This is a genomic window from Streptomyces sp. Wb2n-11 (assembly GCF_001049855.1).
Classification (GTDB): Bacteria; Actinomycetota; Actinomycetes; order Streptomycetales; family Streptomycetaceae; genus Streptomyces; species Streptomyces altiplanensis.
Map to the genome: position 1 here is coordinate 2,267,487 of NZ_CVPB01000001.1, position 25,704 is coordinate 2,293,190.

28 protein-coding genes and 2 pseudogenes are annotated in these 25,704 nt (G+C 67.6%); 10 read left to right on the forward strand and 20 right to left on the reverse strand.

The genetic code is table 11. The features are described from left to right. Nucleotides 1–31: 31 nt before the first annotated feature. The 7 genes from BN1555_RS09955 to BN1555_RS09985 all read right to left on the reverse strand — a co-directional run bounded on the left by BN1555_RS09955 (nucleotide 32) and on the right by BN1555_RS09985 (nucleotide 3,345). Nucleotides 32–277, reverse strand: coding sequence for a SpdD protein (locus BN1555_RS09955; RefSeq protein ID WP_093803312.1), 246 nt, complete (start codon nucleotides 275–277; stop codon nucleotides 32–34). A 17-nt stretch (nucleotides 278–294) separates the two neighbouring features. Next, nucleotides 295–489, reverse strand: a complete 195-nt coding sequence (locus BN1555_RS09960) for a hypothetical protein (RefSeq protein ID WP_093799042.1) — start codon at nucleotides 487–489, stop codon at nucleotides 295–297. Between the two features lie 25 nt (nucleotides 490–514). Beyond that, nucleotides 515–706, reverse strand: a complete 192-nt coding sequence (locus tag BN1555_RS09965; RefSeq protein WP_093799043.1) for a mobile element transfer protein — start codon at nucleotides 704–706, stop codon at nucleotides 515–517. After that, entirely contained in the window at nucleotides 706–906 is a 201-nt protein-coding gene (locus BN1555_RS09970) for a hypothetical protein (protein WP_069926933.1), read from the reverse strand. The genes BN1555_RS09965 and BN1555_RS09970 overlap by 1 nt, the downstream gene beginning before the upstream one ends. Before the next feature lie 19 nt (nucleotides 907–925). Continuing rightward, nucleotides 926–1,534 (reverse strand): DUF2637 domain-containing protein, encoded by a 609-nt coding sequence (locus BN1555_RS09975; protein WP_093799044.1) that lies wholly within the window; start codon nucleotides 1,532–1,534, stop codon nucleotides 926–928. 81 nt (nucleotides 1,535–1,615) lie between these two features. Further along, entirely contained in the window at nucleotides 1,616–2,989 is a 1,374-nt protein-coding gene (locus BN1555_RS09980) for an FtsK/SpoIIIE domain-containing protein (protein WP_093799045.1), read from the reverse strand. A 5-nt stretch (nucleotides 2,990–2,994) separates the two neighbouring features. Continuing rightward, complete coding sequence (locus tag BN1555_RS09985) at nucleotides 2,995–3,345, reverse strand: SCO3933 family regulatory protein (RefSeq protein ID WP_093799046.1); 351 nt, start codon at nucleotides 3,343–3,345, stop codon at nucleotides 2,995–2,997. 239 nt (nucleotides 3,346–3,584) lie between these two features. On the opposite strand from BN1555_RS09985, the gene BN1555_RS09990 reads away from it, so the two are divergent. Then, nucleotides 3,585–3,836, forward strand: coding sequence for a hypothetical protein (locus tag BN1555_RS09990; protein WP_255305957.1), 252 nt, complete (start codon nucleotides 3,585–3,587; stop codon nucleotides 3,834–3,836). Nucleotides 3,837–3,849: 13 nt separating this feature from the next. On the opposite strand, the gene BN1555_RS09995 is transcribed toward BN1555_RS09990, so the two are convergent. The 3 genes from BN1555_RS09995 to BN1555_RS10005 form a co-directional block, all read right to left on the reverse strand. Then, complete coding sequence (locus BN1555_RS09995; RefSeq protein WP_093799048.1) at nucleotides 3,850–4,578, reverse strand: GntR family transcriptional regulator; 729 nt, start codon at nucleotides 4,576–4,578, stop codon at nucleotides 3,850–3,852. A 95-nt stretch (nucleotides 4,579–4,673) separates the two neighbouring features. Then, the gene (locus BN1555_RS10000; RefSeq protein WP_093799049.1) at nucleotides 4,674–5,111 is read right to left on the reverse strand and encodes an ATP-binding protein; all 438 of its coding nucleotides are present in this window, start codon (nucleotides 5,109–5,111) and stop codon (nucleotides 4,674–4,676) included. Between the two features lie 275 nt (nucleotides 5,112–5,386). Continuing rightward, nucleotides 5,387–6,127, reverse strand: a complete 741-nt coding sequence (locus BN1555_RS10005) for a GntR family transcriptional regulator (RefSeq protein WP_093799050.1) — start codon at nucleotides 6,125–6,127, stop codon at nucleotides 5,387–5,389. An 81-nt stretch (nucleotides 6,128–6,208) separates the two neighbouring features. Here BN1555_RS10005 and BN1555_RS10010 point away from each other — a divergent pair, with 81 nt between their 5' ends. Continuing rightward, nucleotides 6,209–7,297 carry a DUF1152 domain-containing protein gene (locus tag BN1555_RS10010; RefSeq protein ID WP_093799051.1) on the forward strand — a complete coding sequence of 363 codons (1,089 nt, stop codon included), beginning with the start codon at nucleotides 6,209–6,211 and terminating at the stop codon, nucleotides 7,295–7,297. A 394-nt stretch (nucleotides 7,298–7,691) separates the two neighbouring features. Here the strand turns inward: BN1555_RS10010 and BN1555_RS39635 are convergent, their stop codons facing one another. From BN1555_RS39635 to BN1555_RS10040, 7 genes are all read right to left on the reverse strand, one after another. After that, complete coding sequence (locus BN1555_RS39635) at nucleotides 7,692–8,168, reverse strand: DUF1643 domain-containing protein (RefSeq protein ID WP_141662833.1); 477 nt, start codon at nucleotides 8,166–8,168, stop codon at nucleotides 7,692–7,694. Beyond that, the gene (locus BN1555_RS10015) at nucleotides 8,152–8,544 is read right to left on the reverse strand and encodes a hypothetical protein (RefSeq protein ID WP_141662834.1); all 393 of its coding nucleotides are present in this window, start codon (nucleotides 8,542–8,544) and stop codon (nucleotides 8,152–8,154) included. Before BN1555_RS10015 ends, BN1555_RS39635 begins: the two co-directional genes overlap by 17 nt. Beyond that, nucleotides 8,537–10,501 carry an AAA family ATPase gene (locus BN1555_RS10020; protein ID WP_093799053.1) on the reverse strand — a complete coding sequence of 655 codons (1,965 nt, stop codon included), beginning with the start codon at nucleotides 10,499–10,501 and terminating at the stop codon, nucleotides 8,537–8,539. The genes BN1555_RS10015 and BN1555_RS10020 overlap by 8 nt, the downstream gene beginning before the upstream one ends. Next, the gene (locus BN1555_RS10025) at nucleotides 10,498–10,683 is read right to left on the reverse strand and encodes a hypothetical protein (protein WP_093799054.1); all 186 of its coding nucleotides are present in this window, start codon (nucleotides 10,681–10,683) and stop codon (nucleotides 10,498–10,500) included. The genes BN1555_RS10020 and BN1555_RS10025 overlap by 4 nt, the downstream gene beginning before the upstream one ends. A gap of 63 nt (nucleotides 10,684–10,746) precedes the next feature. Next, entirely contained in the window at nucleotides 10,747–12,843 is a 2,097-nt protein-coding gene (locus BN1555_RS10030; RefSeq protein WP_093799055.1) for a DEAD/DEAH box helicase family protein, read from the reverse strand. Then, entirely contained in the window at nucleotides 12,840–13,442 is a 603-nt protein-coding gene (locus tag BN1555_RS38470; protein WP_141662835.1) for a hypothetical protein, read from the reverse strand. Before BN1555_RS38470 ends, BN1555_RS10030 begins: the two co-directional genes overlap by 4 nt. 3 nt (nucleotides 13,443–13,445) lie before the next feature. After that, a complete protein-coding gene (locus tag BN1555_RS10040; RefSeq protein ID WP_255305962.1) occupies nucleotides 13,446–14,777 on the reverse strand; it encodes a DNA-methyltransferase in 1,332 nt (443 codons plus the stop codon). Between the two features lie 370 nt (nucleotides 14,778–15,147). Between BN1555_RS10040 and BN1555_RS40265 the strand changes: the two are divergent. After that, a pseudogene (locus BN1555_RS40265) lies at nucleotides 15,148–15,360 on the forward strand (IS1380 family transposase); the annotation flags it as partial. Nucleotides 15,361–15,810: 450 nt separating this feature from the next. Here the strand turns inward: BN1555_RS40265 and BN1555_RS10050 are convergent. Then, a complete protein-coding gene (locus BN1555_RS10050; RefSeq protein WP_093799058.1) occupies nucleotides 15,811–16,599 on the reverse strand; it encodes an SDR family oxidoreductase in 789 nt (262 codons plus the stop codon). Nucleotides 16,600–16,728: 129 nt separating this feature from the next. On the opposite strand from BN1555_RS10050, the gene BN1555_RS10055 reads away from it, so the two are divergent. After that, a complete protein-coding gene (locus BN1555_RS10055; RefSeq protein WP_093799059.1) occupies nucleotides 16,729–17,343 on the forward strand; it encodes a TetR/AcrR family transcriptional regulator in 615 nt (204 codons plus the stop codon). On the opposite strand, the pseudogene BN1555_RS10060 reads toward BN1555_RS10055, so the two are convergent. Then, nucleotides 17,338–18,738, reverse strand: a pseudogene (locus tag BN1555_RS10060) (phosphocholine-specific phospholipase C); the annotation flags it as partial. The gene BN1555_RS10055 and the pseudogene BN1555_RS10060 sit on opposite strands and share 6 nt — an antisense overlap. 207 nt (nucleotides 18,739–18,945) lie before the next feature. Here BN1555_RS10060 and BN1555_RS10065 point away from each other — a divergent pair. The 5 genes from BN1555_RS10065 to BN1555_RS10085 all read left to right on the forward strand — a co-directional run bounded on the left by BN1555_RS10065 (nucleotide 18,946) and on the right by BN1555_RS10085 (nucleotide 23,511). Beyond that, nucleotides 18,946–19,260 (forward strand): zinc-ribbon domain-containing protein, encoded by a 315-nt coding sequence (locus BN1555_RS10065; RefSeq protein WP_093799060.1) that lies wholly within the window; start codon nucleotides 18,946–18,948, stop codon nucleotides 19,258–19,260. Between the two features lie 137 nt (nucleotides 19,261–19,397). Beyond that, entirely contained in the window at nucleotides 19,398–19,841 is a 444-nt protein-coding gene (locus BN1555_RS10070; protein WP_255305963.1) for an SH3 domain-containing protein, read from the forward strand. Between the two features lie 258 nt (nucleotides 19,842–20,099). Next, nucleotides 20,100–21,479, forward strand: a complete 1,380-nt coding sequence (locus BN1555_RS10075; RefSeq protein ID WP_093799061.1) for an FtsW/RodA/SpoVE family cell cycle protein — start codon at nucleotides 20,100–20,102, stop codon at nucleotides 21,477–21,479. Then, nucleotides 21,476–22,933 (forward strand): peptidoglycan D,D-transpeptidase FtsI family protein, encoded by a 1,458-nt coding sequence (locus tag BN1555_RS10080; RefSeq protein ID WP_093799062.1) that lies wholly within the window; start codon nucleotides 21,476–21,478, stop codon nucleotides 22,931–22,933. Before BN1555_RS10075 ends, BN1555_RS10080 begins: the two co-directional genes overlap by 4 nt. Before the next feature lie 68 nt (nucleotides 22,934–23,001). Further along, on the forward strand, nucleotides 23,002–23,511 hold the full coding sequence (locus BN1555_RS10085; RefSeq protein ID WP_093799063.1) for a DUF3291 domain-containing protein: 510 nt from the start codon (nucleotides 23,002–23,004) through the stop codon (nucleotides 23,509–23,511). On the opposite strand, the gene BN1555_RS10090 is transcribed toward BN1555_RS10085, so the two are convergent. Then, nucleotides 23,512–24,348: a hypothetical protein gene (locus BN1555_RS10090; RefSeq protein ID WP_093799064.1), complete on the reverse strand. Its 837-nt coding sequence runs from the start codon at nucleotides 24,346–24,348 to the stop codon at nucleotides 23,512–23,514. Between the two features lie 406 nt (nucleotides 24,349–24,754). On the opposite strand from BN1555_RS10090, the gene BN1555_RS10095 reads away from it, so the two are divergent. Beyond that, a complete protein-coding gene (locus tag BN1555_RS10095) occupies nucleotides 24,755–25,684 on the forward strand; it encodes an AurF N-oxygenase family protein (RefSeq protein WP_093799065.1) in 930 nt (309 codons plus the stop codon). The last annotated feature ends 20 nt before the right edge of the window (nucleotides 25,685–25,704 follow it).

The following is a 25,704-nucleotide window of genomic DNA, read 5'->3' on the forward strand; positions in this document are numbered from 1 at the left end:
CTTGGCGGCTTGTTGCCGCCCCGGTGGCCGGTCAGCGCCTGGTGGCGCCGGTGACGAGGGAGCGCAGGACCACGGCGGCGACGGCCACGGACACGGCCGCAACGGCGACCGCCGCCAGGAGCGCGGTGAGGACGATGCCGACGACGACCACCGCGGCGACCGCACCCACATAGGGGGTGAGCGGGCGGCCGGCGGACGGCACCGGCGCCTGCACCTGGTGCTGTGTGGTGAGGGTGGTGGGCGGGTGCGGGGTGTCGGGGAGCTGGGGGCGGAACAGCACGGCGGACCTCCTGGTCATTTGTCGGTGCCGTCGATGACGTCGACCCCGGTGCGGGTGCCGGTCTCGATGGCAGGGGCGAGGAAGGTGTGGGAGAGCCAGAAGCCGAACAGGGCGATCACGACGGCGACCCAGAGGCGGACGCCGAGGAACTTGATCGCGGCCCAGGCGATGACGCCCAGGACGAAGACGAGCGGGAGCGAGACGGTCACGGAGTCTCCTCAGCGGATCAGCGCATCAGCGGACGCGGCAGCGGTGGGTGCGGGCGGCCAGCTCGGCGGCGGCGCGGCTGTCGTAGTCGGCGGAGAAGCCGCAGCGCGGAGCCGTGCACACGGCGGCGTGCTTCTCACGGCCCCGGCCGTCGTAGTACGTGCCGACCTTCACGGGGCCGATACGGACGACCCGGCGGAAACGCGGGTTGGCGGGCATCAGGGCAGCTCCTTCGAGTCGGGGTGGTTCTCGCCGGTGAAGTCGGCGACGTGGTCGAGCAGCCACCGCCGGATCTCCTCGCCCTCGTACTCGTCGGCGGTGATGATCACGGGTTCGGCGATGAGCATTGCTTCGGTGAGGCGGTTCTGGCGGGTCAGCTCGGCAGCGCGGTTGAGGGCGCGGAGCGTGGACGGACGCATGGGCGGAAGTGCTCCCGGTTCAGGTGAGTTGGGCGGCGATGGCTTCGGCGAGTGGTAGCGGGACGCCGAGCCGGGCGCGAAGGGTCGGAGTGTCGATGGGGGTTCCGGTCCGGGCGCGGTGGTCGTCGGCGACCTTGCGGGCGTGGGTGACGAGGGCCGGCGGAACGGGGGCGGCAGGCGACGGAGCCGGTTCGGGCACCGCTTCGACAGCGGGCCGCACAGGCGTCGAGGCCGAGGCAGGGGCAGGGGCCGCTTCAAGCTCTGTGGTCGGGCCGTGGGCAAGGAGCGTGCCGCCGAGGAAGGCGACCGCGGGCCATCCGGCGACGAGGATGCGCAGCCAGGCGGGTACGGCGTCCAGGTCGAGAAGGCCGGCCGTGGCGACGTTGGCCCCGAGCGACGCGGTCAGCGCGACGAGGAACCAGCACCACCCGGCCGCCTTCGACCCACCGGAGCGCAGTCGCCGCCAGGCCGCCACCAACAGCAGGTCGACGGAGACCGGGTAGGCCCACGCCTTCCAGCCGTCCTGTCCGGCGGCTGCGGCCAGGTCGTGCAGGTGGGCGAAGGACAGCGCGGCAGCGATCAGGGCTTGGACGAGTACGGCGTCGAGGCGGACGCACAGGGAACGCACGGCGCCACTCCTTCCGGTTCCGGGCATGGTGGGGTAGGGACACGGCGCGGTACGTCCACGCCGACCGATGGGGGCGTACGGCTACTCGGTCACCGGGCGGGGAACAGTCGCCGTCCTGGAGGCCTCTACGGGCACAGGCGGGACGTACGGCCGAAAGGGCGTGAGCGCCGGTACTTCCGGAGCGAGGTGCGCCGATTCCCGGCAGGTGGCCGCAGCATCGGCGAGGGACAGGTACGGGGTGCGGATGCGGGACCAGCCGCCGGAGGTGTCGCCGACGACGGCGAGGCCGGGCAGTTCGGGCGCGATGGAGCAGGCCGCATCGACCGCTTCGGGCGCGATGTCGCCGAGGGCCATCTTCGCGGAGGCTTCATCGTTGACGCGGTGGCAGACGCGGCCGGTGAGCTGGGCCCGGAGCATGGTCGCGCCCTTGCCGAGTTCGGCGCCGAAGCGCTGCCCGCACACTTCGAGGTAGATGCCAGCCGCGCGGCCGAGCTGGGCGAGGCGGATGAGCTGGGTGACCATCTCGTCTCGTCGTTCCTCATCCTTGCGGGTGGCAACGAGGAAGAGTTCCGCCACCTCGTCGACGAACAGCACGATGGGAACGGGGCGTTCACAGTCGGGCAGGCCCCAGACGTCCGAGGTGATCTCCTCGTCCGGGGTGCCGGGCGCGATGCCCTGCCGGGCCTTGATCAGGTCGTATCGGTCCTCCATTGCCTTGACCAGGACCGGCAGCAGCTCGGCCGCCTCGTCCGGGGCGGTCGCCAGCGCGGAGAGCCGCGGGGCGAAGGGCGCCAGCTCGACACCTCGCTTGCAGTCGATGCCGACCAGGGAGACGGGTTGCGCCGCGAGGCCGGTGACGAGGTGGCGCAGGTACATGGACTTGCCGGACAGCGTGGCGCCGAGGACGAGTTCATGCGGTACGGCGCGGTAGTCGCGGACGAAGGCGGTCGCGTCCTCCCGCAGGGCCACCGGCACTCGCAGAAGCCCGCTGTCGATGCGGCGCGGCATTCGCACCTTGCGTAAGACGTCGTAGCCGACGAGCCGGAGTTCGACGACACCGGGCTTGACGTCCCGCACGTACACGGCGTGAACACCCCAGGCATGCCGCAGTCGTTCGGCCGAGGCGGCCACGTCCGCCGGTTCCTGCCCGGGGGCGAGCCGCAGCCGTACGTGGAGGCCCGTCGAGTTGGGCCGGATCACTCCGCGGCGCGGGGGAACCGGCCGGATCTCCCGCCGGGTGGTAGCCCGGACGGCCAGCGCCCGCCAGCGGGACGGTTCGACGGTCAGCCCGCACGCGTCCATGGTCGAGGAGTACGAGGCCAGGAGCCGGGCCGCCGAGAGCGGCAGACCGACTGTGGACCAGTACGCCGCCGGGTGGGCGTGCCGGGCGTAGGCCGCGCCGCCTATCGCAGCGAGCGGTCCGCCCAGCTCTGCCAACGTCACCAGGTCGGTCACCTCGATCAGCCCGCCTGAGCCATCTGGAACGCGCCGGGCATGACGGCCGTGGCGCGGTAGGCGATGCCGTGCCGCTCCCGCCCGTTAAACACGCTCTGCCAGGGCCGTGCGACGAGGCCGGGGAGGGAGACCGGGGCGCCGACGGTCAGGCCGTCCGTCACACCGCTCTCAGGGATGGTGACCTGGATCAGCGACGACTCACCCTCGTCGATGTAGACGACGCCGATGGTCATCAGCGCCTCACCACTCACGGCGTCCTTGGCGATCTCACCGGTCTGCCGGTCGCGCACCTTCGGCGCCGGCGCTTCGGTGAGCAGGATCGTGGCGGTCGAGGCGTCAACACGGATCACACGCACAGAGGTTGCTCCTTCTGAGTCGATCAACTCGCTACCTGACAAGTTGACTTAGCAAGTTCGAAGTTAAGGATGCCAAGTTGACTTGTCAAGCTAGAACCAGCGGGTCGTAGTGTCGCTCCACAAACTCGGTTTGCTGGAGGAGCACGACCGGCCAAGCTGGGGCCATGCCTCGCCGAATCATGTTCGTACAGCTTAAAACGGGCTATGACACCGATCGCGGACCTTCGTGGATCGGGTGGGTGGACTTTTCCAAGAGCTGGAAGACCGCCTACTTCCACGGACGGACGCTGCGGCGCGCGACGGGCATCGGCTTGTTCGACGCCAACTTCTACGACGTCGGAACCGATGAGGCGTTCTGGATCTCCGGACCAAAGCGCGACCGGAGTGACACGCGGTACGGACCGACGGGTCCCACCGTGGAGGATGCCGCCACAGACGCCTACCGAGCATTCCTCCGGGGCGCGCCGCTTCCCGGCCGGGAGGCCGGTTAGCCCTTGATCGGGCTCAGTTCAGGCGGTAGGTGTCTTCCAGCTCCTGCCGATCGGCAGGAAGCAGCACGTCAGAGACCTGCAGCGCCTGCCCGGAGGCGTCGCACGCGACGACCAGGACGCTGAGGACGGGCACACCCTCCGAAAGCTCCAGAAGCTCCGCTTCCCCGCGCTCGGGCAGTCGAGCCGAGACCCGTTCCGTCACGTGGTCGAAGCGGACCTTCTTCCGCGACTCAAGGTGAGCACGGGCACCGCCGCTCAAGAGGTCGGCGCTCTCCAGCTCGGTGCCGTCGACCAGGCCGGCAGGGAAGTAGGACGAGACCAGCTCGACGGGTTCGCCGTCCTCCTCGACCAGAAACCGGCGCATGAGGACTTTCGCCCGCTTCGGCAGCCCGAGCGCGGAGGCGACGCGCGCCGGAACGGAGACACGACCGACCTCGACGAGCCGCCCCGCGGTCCGGGACTCGTCACGCGCGAGCGCCTCGCTCCCCCGGCGGTCTTTCTGCTCGACCCCTGCCGGCCGCCCGCGCACGATCGTGCCGTACCCCTGCCGGGACTCCAGCCAGCCGTCACGCTTCAGCAGTTCCAGCGCCCGGACGACGGTCGGGCGGGACATCCCGAAGGACTGCACCAGCTGGTTCTCACTGGGCACGCGGGTACCGGGTGGGTACGTGCCGTCCTCGATGCGCTGCTGAATCGTCTGAGCGAGGCGGACATACTTCGGTGCCTCCACTTCATACGCCATGAACGCCGCCGCCTGTCGAGATTGGCCAAGTCAACTGGTCAACCAGACTAGCGACGAATCCGCCGACGCAGTACCAACGGAAGGTGTTCCCCTCCTCACGACGGCCAGGCATCAGCGACCACGAAGGAGACCACCGTCCCACCGAAGCAGCTGGGTCCGGAGTTCCACGATTCGGCGATCGAGTCGACGAGCAGCAGCCCCCGCCCATGCGCGTCGTCGGCGTCCGGACACCGAAGCCTCACGCTCGCGGGAAAGCCGGGGTTGTGGACGTCAACCCGAAGTGAGGTCTCCTCACGGAACCACTCCACCCGCACGAGCCACGGTTCATCCGCCCGTCCGTACCGGATGGCGTTGGTCACCAGTTCCGAGATCATCAACACGCAGTCGTCGACCGAACAGGCCGGGTTGTATGGGGCGATGAACTTGCGGAACCATCGCCGGGCCCGGGGTACGGACTCCGGGGTCGGATGCAAGGTCATCGCCCCGAGACGCGGCGACTCCTCGCAGGGGTAGCGGTCGATCGTGTACGCCATCGGCTCTCACTCCTTGCCACTGCCGTCGCAATCGAGGCAGCGCCGCTTAGATGTGGCGCGGGCACGGTCGGCAGTGGCAGCGAGCGCCAGGGACGTACGCGAACTGACACGCTTCCAGCCACGCCCCCGGCAACCCCGGCAAGGTAAGTGCGCTCCCCGACGCCGCTGCTGACCCGTCACTCCGTGCCCCTCTCCCTCAAGTGGACTTAGCCACTTACTGGATAGTGGCATTAGCCACTCGGGCTCCGCAAGCAGTTCACCGAAGTGGCGACCTGTCAGGTGAGTGGGTACCCCTGCTCGAACGCCCAGCGCTGCGGCGGGTAAGTGGCTTCGGCGAACTCCAACGGCCGGTCCTGGAGGTCGAAGACGACGTGATGCACGATCAGCACGGCCGACCCCTGATCAAGCTGGAGGTCCGCCGCCTCATCGTCGGTCGCCTGCCGGGCGCACATGCGGTCCTCCGCGTAACTCCCCTGCCGTCCGGTCATGTTCTCGACGTACATCAGGGTGCCCTCTTGGATCCGTTCCGGCTCCAGAAGCTTGGGCGCCTTCCGCCCGACGCCGGGCGCGAACCACGAAGTGGACAGCGTGATCGGCCCGTCCTGGTTGTTGGTGACCCGCCGGCGGTGCACGGCACGACGGTCCTTCACCAGGCCCAGCGCCTCAACAACGTGATCCGGCGCATCCAGCCATCCGGCCGATGTGATCACCGCGTACTCGCCCGGTGTGTAGATCTTGCCTGTCTGCCGAGCACGCCCGTACAACTCGCGGGCTCGCCGGTTCACTTCGAGGCTCCGCACGTACGTGCCGGACCCCTGTCGCTTCTCGACGAGCCCTTGATGGCTCAGAGCCTCCAACGACCGTGCAGCCGTGGGCCGGGACACCCGCCAGTCCGCCGCCAGCTGCCGTTCCGAGGGAACCTCGTCCCCAGGCCGCAGGTCGCCCCGAAGGATCTGATCGCGGATGAAGTGCGCGATCTGGAGATACTTCGGCTGCGCCTCCTCAATCTGAGGCATGTCCCCTCCTCGTCCAAGTGGCTATAGCCTCTGGCCACTATAGAGTGAGTGGTCAAGGTGCTACCCCGTACTCTTAGGCCCATGACGCGGTTGATCGTCGCAGCAGGAGGAGGGGGCGACGCTGTCGCCGCCGCAATGCTTCACACCGCCCTGTACGGGGACGGCGACCAGGCGGTGATCCTCACGTACGCGTGGGACCGCTTGCTGATCGACCCGGTACCGGGCCCCCGAGGAGCCCACGACTTCACCGGCCTCGAACCGCTCACCCCGGCCGTCTGGAAGGTGCCCGGGGAAGCCCGTCCGATCGCACCGGCAGGTTCCACGCTTCCTCGACTCGCGGCGGAACTCCCGCACACCATCGCACTGATCGACCCGCGACACGGTGCCGAGGGCGTCACGCGCCAGCTCGAAGACCTGGTCACCCACCTCAGGCCGACTTCGATCGACCTCCTCGACGTAGGTGGCGACGTATTGGCCCGGGGCGATGAACCGACGCTGAAGAGCCCGCTCGGCGACTCCCTGACGCTGGCAGCGTGCTGCCAGGTGAACGCCCCCGTACGCCTGCTGGTCGCAGGCCCCGGCCTGGACGGCGAACTGTCGCACGAGGACCTGCGAGGCATACTCGGCCCCGTCGTCCATACCTTCACCGCTGCGGACACGGAGCCGATCAGCCAGGTCTTGGAGTGGCACCCCTCAGAGGCAACAGGCATGCTCGCAGCGGCAGCCCGAGGCGTACGCGGCACCTGCGAAGTCCGAGACGCCGGCCTTCCCATCCCCCTTACCGACGAGAGCCCGACGCTCCACGAGGTCGATCTGGACGAAGCAGTCAGCCGCAACGAGTTGGCCCGCGCCCTCATGTCGACCACCACCCTGGACGAGGCGGAGGCACTGAGCCGCGAGATCTGCGGCTTCTCCGAAATCGACTACGAGCGCAACAAGGCCCTCTGGCTCAAGGAACAGCGTCCGGCGAAGCTCAACGCCGAGTCGGTACTACCTAGGCTCGCGCAGTTCGAGGCAGAAGCCCGAAGCCGCGGAGTCACTCACACGACATTTCGCCGTCTCACAGAGGTCCTGAACCTCAGCGGATACCAGCGCGATGGCCTGCGCCAGCTCCTCATCGCCAGTAGTCCCGAGCAGTACGCGGCTCCCTTGTGGAGCCTGAAGCAATGAGCATGCACGCCAACCCAGCGCTGACTGAGTAACAATCTTCTCTACGGGTTCAAGGCCCGCGCACGGCGCGGGCGCGCGCCGCCTCTGCGGCGCGGCCTGCCTCCTGTCTCCGCCCCGGCTGGCCGCGCCCGGCGGCGCGCTACGTGCTGCGGGCTGAGTGGGAGAACCTCTCTGTGGCTGGGGCGGTCGGCTCCGCGGCTTTAGCCACCTCCCCAGTTCGGGTCCCGCGTCGAGCAAGACCAGGGGGCCACTCGTTCAAATTCCGGGCAGGTGCAAAGCATGCCCGAGTTGCCGGCCAGCGTACGGCCCCCTGATCATGCTCGACCCCAAACCGGGCAGGCCACCGGCCAAACCCGCTCCACCGCCCGCTGACGCAAACCTACTGCGGTCTCGTTCATCCCAGGGACGCCTCCAGGGCGGCGGAGAACTCCAACTCGCCATGATGCCGAGAGGTCCACCGCTGCCAGCGGGACGGATGCCTCGGCCCATCGCCAACCTGAAACGACCGACAGCCTGAGGCAACAAGCCTTTCAGCAACCCACCCCACTTGTTCGCGATGGTACTTCCGCGCCGCACCGGTTGGTTCGGATATGCCGAAGGCCAGCAGCACCCCATCACAGGCAGAGAATGCTGCTTCCATCTGCTGTCTAGCCTGCGCCCATCCATCTGGAGTCGCACCGAGTGTCGAGATGTCGGTGACGGTGCATGAGGGCACGGCGAACAGGTTCCTGATCGTGAAGGTCTCGAAGCCGAGAAGGTCACGAGCCAGCCCAAGCCGCGCTCTGGTGCGCTCGCCGCTCCCCAAGGGCGGATTGGCGAGGATGCACAGTAGCTCCCGCCTCGGAAGCGCCTCGTCAGTCGGTTCCGTCATTCGCATACAAGATGTCGGCGATGCGAGTGACTTCGCTGTTACGGACATCCTCGGCAAGCCTGACCAGGCCCAGACTCATAAGAGTCTCGGCGACCTCTGCCGGGTCATCACATTCCGGGTGGAATGCACGCACTAGGTCAAAGAGCTCGCCGCTTGGGTCAAAGGAGCCGACGTTCATGTTCTGCCCATCGCCGGCGCGGCCGAAGTCGCCTCCGCGTACCGGTTCAAGGTTGAGCCGAAGGGCGTAGGCGAGACCTAGGCGGACCAACTGCTGCTTCTCTCGGAATGGGAATCGGGCGCTGATCTCGTCTCGAGCGATCTCAGCGCGGCCAGTGAGGGCAATGTTCACGCGTCCGCGCGTGGTGCTTTCAGACACTGCGGAGCTCCTGGATGTTGGTCTCGTGCCCGGACGCTCCTCGAGACAACTCAAACTCGGCCAGCATTCGACCTCGGAGCAGGTCTCGTGCAGTCTCGCGAGGTAGCTCACGCTCGTGAACCAGAAGGAACACCTGGGAGCTGAGCTTGTCGAGGTTGGCGACGACGCCGTCAACATGGTGGTCGTCGAGGCGTGCAAACGGGGAGTCCATGACGAGTGGCCCGCTGATGGGGGAGCTGGCCTGCAGGCCGCCCAAGAGTGACAGCGCAACTAGGTGCTCGTAGCCAGCGCTCCGGTGTTTTACGGGGGTGCCGGATCGGTCAAGGATGCGCAAGCCGTAGGACTCGTTTATCGCAAGCTTCACGTAGTCCCTCTCGGATCGCATGCTCCGGAAGAGTTCGGTGGCCTTCTCCTGGATACTCTCCTTGAGCTGGTCGCGATAGATCACGATCGCCTTCTGGTAGAGATCCGCGAGGGCCTCCGCAGTCCGCTGCCGCTCGTAGACACTCGGGTCGGCCTGGCCCGCACCTGTCTTGCGAATCTGCTCTTCGATCTTGGCTACGTTCTTCTTGGCCTGCTCGTATTTCTCCCGCTCGTCCTTGTAAGCAGCCTTCGCTTGTCGCAGAAGAACGCTGACGTTCTTGGAGCGCTGGACGAGCTCGGTTAGCCCGGTGTCCTGCCCCTTCAGCTTGTCCTCAAAGTCGTCGATATCGTCCCGGTAATCCTCAATCTTCTGCTGCAGGTTCAGGTAGCCGTCTTCGACGGTTCTCAAATTGGCCCGAAGTTCGTGCCCGCGGCCCGATTCGCGCAGCCGCTTGAGGCTCGCCTTGAGGGCTGCCGCCTTGTCCTCTTTGACGCTCATCTCGCTAGAGTCTGACCTCTGGAGGTGTTGCTCGAGGGCAGCACGGTTGTTGGCATTCAGAAGGGACTCACACACCGGGCATGTATCCGCGCCCATGGCCTTGTAATGGCGGGCGAGGGTGGCCGCGAAGCGCAGCTCATCCAGCTGCTCTTCGATGGCCTCCAACGCCTTGGCGTCCTGTTCGATGCGGGCCTCGATCGGCTCCACGAGCACCGCCCTCCACGAGTCAGCGAGGAGGTTTTCGAACTCTTCCTTAGCCGTGTCGCACTGCGCCTTTGCCTCCTTGAGACGCTTGAGAGTCTCGTCGCGCCTGGCCTTGATTTCGAGCTTGCCTGACTGCTCCGCCAGCTGCTGGTCGAGCTGGGCCGACTCAGCTTCCAACTTCTTAGCCTTCTGGTCCTCCGCCTCGTAGTTCTGGCGGAACGCACGGAGACGAGTCTGCTCACGGCCAAGAGTCTGGCCAAGCTTCGTCGTCTTCGAGTCCCGCTTCGCAGCCGCAGCGATCAGCTCGCCGGCATGCTCAGCCACCCGAGCACTGTCTCGTGCCGCGTTCTCCAGAATGGGAAGTCCGAGGATGCGTTCGATGGCATCGCGGAGTGTGGAGCCAGCAGTGCTGTCGTCATCGAGGAGCTTCTCGTACTGATCGAGGAGCTCTCCATCGAACAGGAAGAACTGCTCAATCTCCCTGGGCATCAGTTCAGTCACCTTGCGCTCAGCATCGGAGACACTCAGAGCGACCGCATCGCGACGCAACATGAGATCGGTGAAGTACTCATCCCCCTTACGCATGAGGGAACGAGTGAGATCCCACTGCATGCCGTCCGCTTCGAACTCGAGGCGGACACGGCATCGGACTGAGTCGCCGGACGCCCCCGCAAGGGCAACCTTGTTAGTGATGTCCTCCAAGGGCAGCGGACGGGTGCTCCGCTTGCGAACTTCACCAGTCCAAGCCCAGCGGAAAGCGTTGAGCAGAGACGTCTTACCTTTGCCGTTCCGGCCGTAGATGACGACTACGCCGTCCTTGTCGGGGATGCTAATCTCCTGCTCGCCTATGAAGACGAGGAAGTTCTCAACGGTGAGCTTCTGGTATCTCAAACCTCAACGCTCCTATCCAGGTGCTCCTGGATGACGCGGGCCACGGCCTCCTGCGCGCGTGGTCTATCTTCGACGTACCGCTTCTCAATCTCCACGATGCGCTGAACCAGCACTGAATCGATGCTGCCGCCATAGAACCGTGAACGCACCGATTCGACCACTTGGGCAAGGTTGTCTCGCATGAGCTCTACTCCTACAGAAGTACTTGCGTTCACAGTGCCGCACGAAGTATGTGAAGCCACAGGCTAGTTGTCCGCCTCCTCGCCGGAGCCGAGGAACTCGTAGAGCGCCTCGAGATCGCCGCCAAGTCCTATAACTAGCCGCTCCAGCGGGTCACGAGCATCACTGTTCAGGGCATCTCGGGCGAAGTTGCCTGCGCGGGCGAGCTCACCCTGAAGCAGCGACATCCCCGACGCTTCCTCAAGGGTCTCGGGCTGCAGGATCGCGTCGTAGACGGTGGCGAGGTTCTTCCCTTCGACCTTGCGTAGCACTCGCCCGCGACGCTGGATGAACTCTCGAGGATTCCTGGACGACGCCAGGATCAAAGCGTGGTCCGCATTGGGGATATCAACACCCTCGTCCAAGCACTTGATCGAGACGATCACGCCACCGTTCTCGTCAAAGTGTCGCAGCGTTGCCGTCTTGTCTCCCGGCATGTCCGAAAAGTACTCATACGCGTCGATCCCGGCGGCGCGAAGGCTGTCAGCAACGTCATTCATCTGGCCGATATCATCACAATAGACGAGCCAACGCTGTCCAGGCTTGTAGCTCTTGGTCACCACCGACCTAGCTAGGGGCGTCTTGCCGGCAGCCTTCTTGGCGATCCGAGCTCGCTGCATCGTCAGCATCCTGATGCGTTCCGCCTGACTGCTAGTGGCACCACCAGGCGAGTTGTGGGACTGCGCGACCAGCCGTCCGATCTTTTTGCTCAATTCGTCCCATTGTCCCTGCTCCTGCGGGCTGAGCCGGACAAGCTGCGGATAGTAAAGGTAGTTGCAGAGAGCGCCGGCCTTCAGGGCGTCCCTGAGCGTGTAGCGGTGGATGACCCCACCGAAGTAGTCGAGAATCGCCGAGGTGCCTTCCGGATCTCCCGCACGTTCTGGCGTCGCCGATAGGCCTAGACGTGCCGCTGCATCAATCTCCAGAATCTTCTGGTACGACGCAGCCCCCAGGCGGTGAACCTCATCGCCGACGAGTAGGAGGTTCTTCGCGCGCGAAGCCTGGTTCACGAAGGGCCTCTGAGCTGCCGTGGGAGCAAGGGCAACTACCACGCGCTCCGAGGCAGGCTGTGTCAGCCAGTTGTGAAGCCTCGTCTTCCAGGCGGATTCACCGTCGCCACACAGATGCACCCGGCGACCCGTGTCCTCGATCTGTTCTTTCCACTGGCGCGCAACCAACCGCGAAGGGGCAACCACGAGAGCGGACCCTTCGTGTCCGACGATCGCGGTGATACCCGTGACCGTCTTGCCTGACCCAGTCGCGTGGGCGAGGATCCCTCGCTTACCGTGGAGCTCCCACTCGTTGAGTCCGGTGATCTGCTGCTCACGGAGGGGCCGACCATCTGGCGCAGTGCGGACGACGAGGTCCGGCTCCATACCCGCAGTGATCTCAGCCGCAAGCTCGCGCCAGTCAACGCCTTCGACCTGAGTCTCTAGCCAGTGCCGGAAGCGCGCGGGAAGGGCGAGGACTTCAACCCCATCGCTCTTACCGGCCCAGAGTCTCTCGAAACGTTCGATAGATCGCTGGACCCTGATGCTGTCATTGCGGCCCGTCCAGCTCGTCCACGCATCGAACGACTCGACGTTGCCGTCCGAGGCGATACCGAAGCGGGTCTCGTTCAAGGACCCACGGAAGCCTATGTGCTGCCCATCCCGATCAGTAAATAGTCCCACCTTGTCATGAAACATACGCCGATCGTCGAGTGAGGCGTTGGCGACCCGGGCAAGGCGGATATCAAGGAGTCTCTCTGAGATCAATGCGGCCAGAGCGAGCGCTGGTTTGCGGAGCTGGGTGGCGGCAAGCAACGCATCGAACTCGGCTCGCAGCACTGCAGCAAGAGAGTCGTCGTCGTGAGCTTCATAGCCGCGTTCGATGCCCTGTGCGTCTTTCTCGGTGATCCGAGGCGAGCAGAGAATCCGGATCTTTCCCCCGCGGTCCACGAACCCAGGCAGCGCTTCCCAGTACAGCGCCAGAGCGCCGCTGGCGAAGAAGCCCGTAATCCGGTCGTAGGCGACTGCCTCGCTTAAAGCACGCAGGTAAAACTCGCTGAGGATGTTCTCCCTATCGCTCGCATACTCCGGTTCGGGAGTCCATCCTGACTGGCCCCAGCCATCACCGCTCACGAGATGAGCCTCTCGATTGACAGTTGCCAACGCAGTTCTAGCGCTTCCAGCAAAGTGTCCGGACGTGACGCGACCACGGTCTCTGACTCGTCAGTGCCGCGGAGCTTCCTTGTCTGTCGAGCCACTCCAAGAGACATCGCCTCGAACAAGGTGTCCTCCAGGATCTGCACCCCCTTTGAGTAGGGCACACCTTTGCCAATGTCGTGGGCGTCCGCGTCCCACAGGGCAAAGATCTCCAAGGTTGGGTTGTAACCAGCGAGGATGATGTACGCGTCTTCGGTGGTGTCAAAGTGCCGCCCTTTGTTGGGCAGGATGAGCTGAATGCGGTAAGCACCCTGCTGCCGCTCCGACGGATGTGTCGTCATCGTAAACAAGTAGACGCGCATTAGAGGAGGCAACGGAACTGCTGCGCGCAGGTCAAACGGCCTCTTATCAAGCTCCCGAGTGTCACCAGGGCTGCAGGAGCCTGCGAGTGACGCGGCGAAGAGCCGGTTTGCGAGGCGAGTGCCAGCACCAGCTCTGGACCGCATCACCATGGGGGCCAGTGTGCCCAACGACTCCGGAAACAGGGTGAAGTCATCCTCAGCGTGCGCTGCCACGGCCTATTCCGCCGTGACGTCTTCTGCCGGGAAGTTCGTCTTGTAGAACGCCTCGAACTCTGTGAGCGCGGCGTGTGCTTGGTCCGCGAGCTTCCTCGCCTTGTTGAGCCGACGCTTCGCGTCACTGCGGGCTACGGCAACGTCGTCAGCCCACGCCTTCGCCCGCTCCACGGCAGCAGCCACGGCCTTCTCGGCATTCGCGTCGAGGGTTGCATCAGGATTCCATTCGGCGGCGAACTTGGCTTCCGCGAGGTTCTCGCCCGCACGCAGAAACTCTGCCTCGGCGGCGTCCAGAGCCGCTTCCGCAGACTCTACGGAAAGCGACGCCTCTGCAACGGCAGACTGCGCGGCAGTGGTAACGAGCGGCTGGCCAGCCTCTGGCAATGACACCGTCCCTGTCCGTGCTTTCTCGTAGAGGACCTGGGCGTCCTGAGGGTTCACTCCCGGCAAGAACCGCATTATAGAGAGCGCTGCGTAATCCCGACTGAGTTCGAACGAGTACCACTTGCGACCAAGTTGTTCCGCAACCATTCCTGTGGTGTTCGAGCCCGAGAAAATGTCGACGACGACGTCACCGGGCTTGGTGAGGAACTCGATGAAGAATCGCGGCAGCTCGCTCGGGAACCGGGCGGGGTGCGATTTGATGTCAAGCGCGCGGCACAGACGTAGGTAGTTCGAGTTCGATTCCGTGTTGGAGACCTGCAGCAGGTTCGGCGGGATGGATCCACCGTTATCGTTACCGAAATGCCTTGAGATCGAGTGCTCGCTGGGGCGGAGGGTAGCCTTGTAGTACTTTTCAGGGTCCTTGAGGAGACGCTCCATGTTCTTCGAGTACGGCAACAGCACCTGATTGACGTCTGCCTGCGGCCACTCAGTCTTCGAGAGCCACCAGACCGTATTTACGGCATCTTTAACACGAATCCGGCGCTTATTCACCCACTCGAGCGGACTGGGGAGCTTCGCTGGGTTATACCAGAAGAACTCCTCCGCGAGGTGGTACTCCAATTCGTCAACGAACTTCAGCAGGACACGGTAAGGGTAGAGGGATCGAGTCGGACTGCCCTTGCGGTAGGCGTTGCCGATGTCAACGACGAGGCTCCCTGTTGGCTTCAGGACGCGCTTCGCGGCCTCACCGAACTGGGCGAGCCAGTCGACGTACGCCTCCTGATCTTCGTTGCCGTACGCCTTCTTCCGCTGCAGGGCGAAGGGCGGGCTCGTGACGATCAAGTCCACACTCTCGTCGTCGAGGCCGTGGAGCAACCCCACGGAGTCCCCGTGCAACTGGGTGCCGTGGGGTGTCGTGTAGACCTTCTGGTCGTCCGTGAAGCTGGTCAACGCGTTCCTTGCCTCGGGTGTACTGCCCAACGTGTGTTCCGCTAGCGGAGATAGCATGCGCCAACTTCCGCAGGCAAGCAGGACCGGCCTGAGAGCTGTCCCGCAGCCAGACCCCTGCCGAGGTTCCGTTCGGCCGCCAGCCGACGATACACAACGTCCAGGTGGGCAGAGTTGGGGCTTCCATGTAATTGCCCCTGGTCTTCGCCCCGCCGCATCGGACACTTGGCCGGCAGCCCTGACCGCTAGCCTCCCACTTTCGCGAGGTGGAACGTCAGAGAGCTGACCAACAATCCCAGAGAAGCACTCCTGAACTGCAACGATAGAGTTCGTCGAGAGACCCGTACGTCGCGAGGAAAGAAGCAATCCTCAGGTGATGAATTCTAGCGGGTCCTACCCTCCTGTCCGCGTCGAGGGCGGCGGTCGGGGGTGTGGTCTCGCAGTCCGGCGGCGTGCTGCCGGTCGAGACCGTTCGAAAACCGGCCTGGATCGGGCAATACTGGCCGCGCTGGCGCCGTGGCGCCGTGCCCGGGCCATGCATGATCCAGGCAGGATCCTGTGCGATCTCGCGCTGCCGATCGCGCTGCGCGTCCCCCGTCAGACACCGAAAAGACCCTTCGGGACACCGCCAACGCTCCTATGCTCCGGTGTCCGGTCAGGTCCTTGAGCAAGCACTGCTCTGGCTAGCGTGGTGGACCTTCCGTGGACTGGTCCCGATCAGCCAACCGCAAAATCTGCTCTGACCTGCAATGTTTCGTAGGCCAGAAGCGGCCTCCGGAGCCGTGTGCGCAGGTTCGAATCCTGCCGGGGGCACAGAAGCCGGACCAGCGTGGAACACCCGCTGACTTGCGGAAGTGCCAGACATTGAGAGCCGGACCCAGTCCCACTGGGTCCGGCTCTTTGTCGTGGCGAGTGAACCTTCGGCGCCACTGCGCGGCCGCGGTACGCCTCGTTGAGCGGCGTGCGGGGGCTCGTGTCGCGGTCGCAGCGGTCGTGGTCGCCGTCCGCAAGCCGGCCTTGAGATGGTTCGGCCGGTTCAGACCGTCTTGACCGCGCCTCCGTCGATGATGTGGTCCGCGCCGGTGATGCTGCCCGCGAGGGGGGAGGCCAGGTAGGCGACGAGGGTGGCGACCTCGTCGGGGCGGACCAGCCTGCCGGTCACCATTCCCATGGCGGCCGGGAGCTGTGCCAGGAGCTGCTCCTGTTCCACGCCCATCGACCGGGCCAGCGCGGCTCCGTAGCCGTCGGGGCTTTCCCACAGGTCGGTGCGGACGGGGCCGGGCGAGACCGTGTTGACGCGTATGCCCTGAGGTCCGAACTCCTCCGCCAGCGCCTTGCCGAACGCGGTCAGTGCCGCCTTCGCGGTGGTGTAGGTGATGGGGCCGGCGTGCGGCGTCCGGGCGCCGTTGGAGGAGATGCTGACGACGGAGCCGCCGCCGTCCGCGAGGCGGGGCAGCGCCGCCCGGGTGGTGCGGACCGCGGCGAGGAAGTTCAGGTCGAACGCGTCGTGCCACTGCTGGTCGGTGAAGGTGAGGAAACCGCCCGTCTGGCCCTCGCCCGCGTCACCGCCCCCCACGTTGTTGACCAGGAGGTCCAGTCCGCCGAGTTCGGCCTCGGCCTCGGCGATGAGGCGGGCGGGGCCGTCGGGGGTGGAGAGGTCCACGGGCACGCCGATCGCGCCGGTGGCCTTGAGTTCCGGTGTGATCACCCGCGCTGCGGCCACCACCCGCATGCCCTCGCCCACCAGTGCGGAGACGGTGGCGAGGCCGATGCCCCGGCTCGCACCGGTCACGACAGCCGCCTTGCCGGTCAGTTGCAGGTCCATGGGTGCTCCTCTTAGAAAGAGTGACTTCGGGGATGCGGAAAGCTTAGGAGTTGCTACATCAGTGTTGCAAGTAATGGATGAATGGCAACTTCGACGTAGTCTTGTGGGGTGGAAGAGGGAAGGAGCTCCGTGGAACGCAAGAGTCAGCAGCGGCCGCTGCGCGCGGACGCCGAGCGGACGGTCAGGGGCATCCTGGAGGCCGCCGAACGCGTCCTCGGCGCCAATCCGGCGGCGACCATGGAGCAGATCGCGGAGGCCGCGGGCGTCGCGCGGACGACTGTGCACCGCCGGTTCACCAGCCGCGAGGCCCTGGTGGACGCCCTGACGGCATGGGCGACGCGGCAGTTCCACGAAGCCGTGACGAGCGCCCACCCCGACAGCGCCCCGCCACTGGTGGCCCTCTACCAGGCGACGGCCAACGTCCTCCGGGTCAAGATCGGCTGGGGGTTCGCGATGAGCAGGACGGTTCCGGAGGACCCGGAGGTGGCACGGGCGCACGCCGATGTGCTCGACCAGTGCGACCAGCTGTTCCGGCGGGCGCGCGACGCCGGCGTACTACGGCCCGACACGGACCTGGTGTGGGCCCGCCGCGTCTATTACGCCCTCATTCACGAAGCCGCTCTCGACCGGGCCGAGAGGGTCGACGAGGACGCCAACGATGTCGACGAGTTGGCGACTCGCGTGGTCGACACGCTGCTGCGCGGCATCGGGCGGCAGGGCGAGGGCGGCTTCCTCGGTCCTTGACGGCTTGCCCGGCTCCTGCACGGGCATGGCGCCGACCGCCGGCGCGATGGGCCGGTAGTCGGGGTGGCGTGCGCGGTCCGGCGGCTCGTACGCGGCGGTGTCGGGCAGTTCGGCGGAGCGCGGGTCGGCCGTACCGAAGTCGGAGGCCGAGGTGAGGTCGCCGCAGATCGCGCGGCGCCACGGGGAGATGTTCGGCTCGCTCACGCCGAAGCGGCGTTCCATGAAGCGGATGATCGAGGTGTGGTCGAAGACCTCGGAGCAGACGTAACCGCCGGTGCTCCAGGGCGAGACGACGAGCATCGGGACGCGCGGGCCGAGGCCGTAGTTGCCCGCCGCGTACGACGTGCCGCCCGCGTGGAGCTCGGTGGAGGTGTCGGCGGTGGACTCGCCCTGGGAGGAGGAGGTCGGCGGGCACGGGGGCACGACGTGGTCGAAGAAGCCGTCGTTCTCGTCGTACGTGACGAACAGGGCCGTCCTGCTCCACACCTCCGGGTCGGACGTCAGCGCGTCCAGGACCTGCGCGATGTACCAGGCGCCGTAGTCCGAGGGGAAGTCGGAGTGCTCGGTGGAGGCTTCCGGGGCGGCGATCCAGGAGATCCGCGGGAGCCGGCCGGCCCGCACGTCGGCCTTCAGGTCGTCGAGGTAGCCGTCGCCGTTCTTGACGCTGGTGCCGGTGCGGGCCTTGCCGTAGAGCGGGTCGCCGGGCCTGGCGTCGCGGTACTGGTGGAAGCAGAGGAGGGAGTTGTCGCCGTAGTTGCCGCGGTAGGCGTCGTTGGTCCAGCCCCAGTGGCCCGCGGCGTCCAGGCCGTCCCCGGTGTCCTGGTAGATCTTCCAGGAGATCCCGGCCTTCTCCAGGCGTTCGGGGTACGTCGTCCAGCCGTACCCCGCCTCCTCGTTGCCGAGGACGGGGCCGCCGCCGGTGCCGTCGTTGCCGGTGCGGCCCGTCCACATGGAGCAGCGGTTCGGGTCGGTGGCTCCGACGAACGAGCAGTGGTACGCGTCGCAGACGGTGAACCTGTCGGCGAGGGCGCAGTGGAACGGGATGTCCTCGCGCGTCAGGTACGCCATGGTGGTGGGTGTTTTGGCCGGCACCCACTGGTCGTACCTGCCCTTGTTGATCGCCTTGTGGCCGCCCGCCCAGTCGTGGTTGAGGCCCTGGAGGAACTGCATCCCCAGATCGTCGGCCGTCGGGTGGAACGGCAGCGTCACCTTCTTGCCGCCGTCCGTCTGGTGCCGGACCGGCTTTCCGCTCGGCAGCGTCACCGGTCGCGGGTCCCCGAAGCCCCGTACGCCCTTCAGCGGGCCGAAGTAGTGGCCGAAGGAACGGTTCTCCCGCATCAGGACGACGATGTGGTCGATGTCCTGGACGGTGCCGGAGCGGCGGGCGGCCGGGAGGCGGCCGGCGCGCCCGCGCCGCGTCGCGGTACCGGCTGTGGGCTCACCGGCGGTGGGCTCACCGGCGCCGCGTCACCGCACCGGCGCCGCGAGGGCCATGAGCCCCACCGGGCCGGTTGGTGCAGACTCGACAGCAGAGCAGACCGACGGGCAGCCGGCGCAGACAGGCACCGGCCGGCACGCACGGACACACGAGGGGACCATCGAATGATCATCTTCGGCAGCAAGAGCTACCTCTACCAACTGGCGATGCTCACGCTGGCGTGCGGGCGCTGCGGCAATCCGGCGGCGCACACGCTCAAGAAGCGCGTCAGCAAGTTCACGCTGTTCTTCGTACCGCTGTTCCCGTTCTCCACGAAGTACACGACACAGTGCACTTTCTGCGGCGCCGAGCAGCAGGTTTCCCAGGAGCAGGCGGAGCAGCTCCTGGCGCAGGGCGGCGGCCAGGGCGGGCAGGGGCACGGCAGCGGTTACGGGCAGGCGCCCCAGCAGCACCCCGGGCAGAATCCCTACCAGCGCTGAGCACGCAGAGTGACGGATTGCGATCAGCGGGTGGCGGAATTAGCGTGAACCGGGCGAGTCGAGGACCGGTTCGTCACGGACCGGATCCCCCGTCGGCCTTCGCCGCGGCGAAGGCCCCTCACCCTCCAGGAACCAGCATGCGCATGCCCCTGCTCCCCCGGTCCCCGCTTTCCGGACCTCCGCTCTCCAGGTCCCCGCTTTCCCGTTCTCCGTTCTCCAGGTCCCCGCTCTCCAGGCTCGGCCCGTACGCCGCCGCCGGTGCCGTCGCAGCGCTCCTCGCCGCGGGCCCGGCGCTCGCCGCCACGGACCCCGTCCAGCACCCGGAGCCCCCGGCCGGGAGTTCCCACACGTACAAGGGGCGTGTCACCGCCAAGTCGGGGCTGCTGCTGCGCGACAAACCCACCCGCGGCAGCAGGGTCATCGGCAGCAGGCCCTACGGCGCGGTCGTCCACATCTTCTGCAAGACCCACGGCGAGAACGTGTACGGCAACAGCCACTGGTACCTGCTCACCGACGGCACCTGGGCCTGGGGCTCGGCGCGCTACATCGCGGACATCGGGCCCGCCCCGCGCACGTGCTGACGCCTCGCGCGCCGAAGCCTCCGCGCACGTACTGAAGCCCACGCGCCGAAGCCCACGCACCGCGAAGCCCACGCACCGAAGTCTCCGCGCACGTGCCGACACCCCCGCGGCCGGCGGCTCTCCGTCCCCCGCCCGCGCCCCGAGGGGCCCGGCCCCGCCGCAGCGGGCCCCCGGGCGTGAGCGGCCGGCCGCACTCACCAGCCGGAACCCCTTGACATATACGGACATACGGCCTGCTTGCTTGCTACGTTGCCTGACATGACCGCAACGACGGTGGACGCTCCCCCGCCCGACGTACGCCTGCCCAAGCGACGCGGCGTCGAACTCTCGCTCCTCGTCTGCGCCGTCCTCATCGCCGCGTACGGCTACATCGCCGTCGGCCTCACCCAGGACGGCGCCGTGCCGCCCGGCGCCGCCGGTTACGGCGCCGGCCTCGGCGCCCTCGCGCTCCTCGCCCACCTCGCCGTCCGCTTCCGCGCCCCGTACGCCGACCCGCTGGTCCTGCCCATCGCGGTCCTCCTCAACGGCCTCGGCCTGGTCCTCATCTACCGCCTCGACCTGGAGACCCCCAGGGACCAGGCGGCCCCCACCCAGCTCATCTGGTCCACCCTCGGCGTCGCGCTCTTCATCGGCGTGGTCGTCCTGCTGCGCGACCACCGCGTCCTCCAGCGGTACGCCTATCTCTCGGTCGCCGCCGCCCTCGTCCTGATGATCGTGCCGATCTTCTTCCCGGCCATCAACGGCGCGAAGATCTGGATCCGCGTCGGCGGCTTCTCCTTCCAGCCCGGCGAGTTCGCGAAGATCCTGCTCGCCGTCTTCTTCGCCGCCTACCTCGCCGGGAACCGCAACGCCCTCGCCTACACCGGCCGCAGGATCTGGAAGCTCCAGCTCCCCACCGGCCGCGTGCTGGGCCCGATCGTCGCGATCTGGCTGCTCAGCGTCGGCGTACTCGTCCTGGAGCGCGACCTCGGCACCTCACTGCTCTTCTTCGGACTCTTCGTGATCATGCTGTACGTCGCGACCGGCCGCACCGGCTGGATCGCCGTCGGCCTGCTCCTCGCGGCAGTCGGCGCCTTCGTCGTCGGCTCGCTCGAACCGCACGTCCACAGCCGCGTCCAGGACTGGCTGCACCCCTTCGCGTCCATCGAGGCGGGCCGGGGAGCGAGCCAGCTCGCCCAGTCGCTGTTCGCCTTCGCGGCCGGCGGCATGCTCGGCACGGGGCTCGGCGCCGGCGACTCCATCCTCATCGGCTTCGCCGCCAAGTCCGACTTCATCCTGGCGACGGCGGGCGAGGAGCTCGGCCTGTCCGGGCTCACCGCGATCTTCCTGCTGTACTCCCTGCTCGTCGCCCGCGGCTACCGGGCGGGCCTCGCGCTGCGCGACCCGTTCGGGCGGCTGCTCTCGATCGGCCTCGCCTCGATCCTCGCCCTCCAGGTGTTCGTCATCGCGGGCGGTGTGACGGGGCTGATCCCGCTGACCGGCATGGCGATGCCGTTCCTGGCGCAGGGCGGTTCGTCCGTCGTCACCAACTGGATCATCGTGGCGCTGCTGATCCGGGTCAGCGACTCGGCCCGCCGTCCGCAGCCCGAGCACACCGAGACCGGCGTCATCGCCCCCGTCGTGGAGGACGACCAGTGATCCGCTACATCCGCCGCGCGGCCGGGCTGTGCCTGCTGCTGCTCGTCGCGCTGCTGCTGAACGCCGCCCGCATCCAGGTCTTCCAGGCCGAGTCGCTGAGCGACAATCCCGCCAACCGGCGTCAGACCATCGTCCGTTACAGCCAGCCGCGCGGCGACATCGTCGTGGACGGGGGGCCGGTCACCGGCTCCCGGGACAGCGGCGAGCAGCTGCGGTACGAAAGAACGTATCCGCACGGGCCGTTGTACGCGCCCGTCACCGGCTACGCCTCCCAGACGTACGGCACGACCCTCATCGAGAACGCCGCGGACGACGTCCTCTCCGGCACCGATCCGATGCTCGCCCCGATCCCCCTGTGGAACGAGGTCACGCGCTCGCAGCAGCCCGGCGGCGACGTCGTCACCACCATCAAGGGCGCGGTCCAGCGGGCGGCGTACGACGGGCTCGCCGGCAGGAAGGGCGCCGTCGCGGCGATCGAGCCCACGACGGGGAAGATCCTGGGGCTGGTCAGCAGCCCGTCGTACGATCCCGAGCGGCTCTCCGGGACCGGGAAGGCGGTCACGGACGCGTGGGCGCGGCTGACCGGCGCGGCGAGCCAGCCGATGCTCAACCGGGCCATCCGGCAGACGTATCCGCCGGGGTCCGCCTTCAAGATCGTGACAGCGGCCGCGGCGCTCGAATCGGGCGTGGTGGAGGACATCGACGCGCCGACGAGGACGCCCGATCCGTACGTCCTGCCCGGCACCACCACCAGGCTCCCCAACGAGGCGCGCGGCTGCCGCAACGCGTCGCTGGAGTACGCGGTCCGGGTCTCCTGCAACACGGTGATGGCGGATCTGGGCGTGCGGGTGGGGCTGGCCGGGATGCTGGACACCGTGAGCAGGTTCGGCTTCAACGACGACGGGCTGAGGATCCCGTCCGGGGTGTCCCGGAGCAACTTCGACACCAGCATGAGCGACGACCAGCTCGCGCTCTCCTCCATCGGCCAGTACGACACGACGGCGACGCCGCTCCAGATGGCGATGGTCGCCGCGGCCGTCGCCAACGACGGTGACCTCATGCACCCCTACCTGGTGGACAGGACGACCCGGGCGGACGGCGACGTCGTCTCGCGGACCCGTCAGAAGTCCCTGCACCAGGCGGTGAACCCGGCCACCGCCCTGCGGCTCCAGCAGATGATGGTCGACGTCGTGGAGGAGGGGACGGGCACGAACGCCGCCATCCCGGGGGTGACGGTGGGCGGCAAGACGGGCACGGCGCAGCACGGCATCGACAACACGGGCATGCCGTACGCCTGGTTCATCTCCTGGGCGCAGGAGGAGGGCGAGAGCCGGCCCGCGATCGCGGTGGCGGTGGTCGTGGAGGACGCGTCGGCGGACCGCGCCGACATCAGCGGCGGGGGAAGCGCGGCGCCGATCGCGCGGGCGGTGATGCGGGCGGCGCTGGACGGCTGACCTGCCGTCATGTCTCGGTGGGTGAAACGGCCCTGGGGGGTGTCGCCGTACGCGCTTATCGTGCGGCCATGACCACCGACTCCGCCGCTCCCGCCGCTCCCGCCGTTCCCGCCGTTCCCGCCGCGTACGAACTCGCCCAGGTGAACATCGCCCGCCTCAAGTTCCCGCTGGACTCCCCGGAGCTGAAGGACTTCGTGGACGCCCTGGACCCCGTGAACGCGGTGGCCGACGGCGCCGACGGCTTCGTGTGGCGGCTGCAGAGCGAGACGGGCAACGCGACGGACGTGCCGGTGTTCGGGGACGAGTGGCTGATCGTGAACATGTCGGTGTGGCGCGACCCCGACGCCCTGACCGCCTTCATGTACCAGGGGCAGCACCGGGAGCTGCTCGGCCGGCGCCACGAGTGGTTCGCGCGCGTGAAGGAAGCGATGACGGCGCTGTGGTGGGTGGAGGCGGGGAGCCGCCCGACGGTGGCGGACGCCGAGAAGGCACTCCTGCGCCTGCGCGAGCACGGCCCGACGCCGGAGTCCTTCACGCTGCGTACGCCGTTCCCGCCCCCCGGCGGCGCGTCCGCGTGATCAGCCGGTCCTGCGCCTGGCCTCTTCCCTGACCTCGACGGTGATCTCGGCGATCCTGCCGAGGTCCACGGACTCGGGGTCCTGCCGGGAGATCTCGGGGGTGACGACGGCCACCGAGGCGGCCGTGTTCCCGTCGGCCCAGGCGCACATCGGCAGGGTGACATCGGTGCCGTTCTGCGACGAGGTCAGGACCTGGCAGCTCAGCGTGACGGGGGAACCCGCCGGCTCGATCTCCTCGGCGGGCACGGCCAGCGTCGCTCCCCGGCCGTCCTCCGCGCCTTCCAGCATCTTCCTGCGTGCCTCGTCGGGCTCCTTGAACTGGCCGTACATGCCCGAGATCACCAGCACACTCGGCTCGGTCGGGGACCCGGAGGTGTACTGGCCGACGGCGGGCTCCGGATTGCGGACCTTCGAGTCGTACGCCCCTTCCAGGGCCTTCTCGCCCTCGGTCCGCGACATGTCCTGGGCCAGCTTGTACTCGCCGTCGAGCAGGGTCTTCGGCACGGTGAGCTCGTACTCGGCCTCGGGGAAACCGGCCCCGGAGGCCACGGCCCCGGCCTCGGACAGCTGCTTCACCGTGAACCCGAGGGCGCCGAGCGCGACCAGCGAGGCCGCGACGATGCCGATCACCATGCCGGTGCGGTTCCTGCGCGGCGGGGGCGGCCCCACGGGCGGCTGACCCCAGCCGCCCTGACCCGGCTGTCCCGGCCGACCCGGGTACGGCTGCTGCTGCGGGTAGGGCTGCCCCGGGTACGGCGGCTGCCCGCCGTACGGATTCGGCGGCTGCGGGGACCCGTACGGGCCGGGGGGCCGCTGGGGCGGCGGTGGCATGGTCATGACCGCACGCTACTTCACGCATGCGGCGAGCGCTTCGAGGCTGCGGCGGGCGGCCTGCGTGCTCGCGGTCGTGGTCATGACCGCCATCGTGCCGGGCCGGACGCCCGGCCGCACATCCCTTTCCGTACACCCCTTCGACATCCCTTCCCGCAGCCGGACGGCCCGTCCGCTCCTGCGGGGGCAGTACGATCCGCTCCGGCCGACGGCGTTTCCCCGCTCGCCCTCTGCACCCCTGTACCCCTTCGCGGAACCGGCAGTTGGCCGAATCACCCGTCGGCGGGCGGCCTGCCGGAGCGGCGGCCAACAAGTTCCGCGCGAGGGATTGACGGGCTTGCTGACAAGCAGTCTCATAAGAGGCGAGCACGGCTGTGACCGCCAGTAACCCACCCGTGAGGTGCCCCCCGCCATGACCGCAGTGACCGAACGCGACGCACTCAGGGACGCACTCGGCCTCCTCAAGGACCGCGAGCAGGTCGCCGAGCGCCTGCTGGAGTCGTCCGCCAAGCACTCCTTCGACCCCGAGACGGAACTCGACTGGGACGCCCCTGTCGAAGAGGGCAAGTGGTTCTGGCCGCCCGAGCTCGTATCGCTCTACGACACTCCGCTCTGGCGGAAGATGTCCGAGGAGCAGCGCATGGACCTGGCCAGGCACGAGGCCGCGTCGCTGGCCTCCCTCGGCATCTGGTTCGAGATCATCCTCATGCAGCTGCTGGTCAGGCACATCTACGACAAGTCCGTGACCAGCAACCACGTGCGCTACGCGCTCACCGAGATCGCCGACGAGTGCCGGCACTCGATGATGTTCGCCAAGATGATCCAGAAGGGCGGGGCGCCCGCTTACCCGGTGCCGCGGCTCTACCACAACCTCGCACGCGTCCTGAAGACCGTCTCGACGACGCCGGGTTCGTTCGCGGCCACGCTGCTCGGCGAGGAGATCCTCGACTGGATGCAGCGGCTGACGTTCCCGGACGAGCGCGTCCAGACCCTCGTGCGCGGGGTGACCCGCATCCACGTGGTCGAGGAGGCGCGCCACGTCCGGTACGCCCGCGAGGAGCTGCGCCGCCAGATGGTGACCGCGCCCGCGTGGGAGCGCGAGCTCACCAGGGTCAGTTGCGGCGAGGCGGCCCGTGTCTTCTCGACGTGCTTCGTCAACCCGAGGGTGTACGAGAACGTGGGCCTCGACCGCCGCGAGGCCGTCGCCCAGGTCAAGGCGAGCGGCCACCGCACGGAGGTCATGCAGAACGGCGCGAAGCGGCTCACCGACTTCCTCGACGACATCGGCGTGCTCCAGGGCGTCGGCCGCCGGCTCTGGAAGAGCTCGGGACTCCTCGCGTAGCCGGGCGCATACGGGGCTAC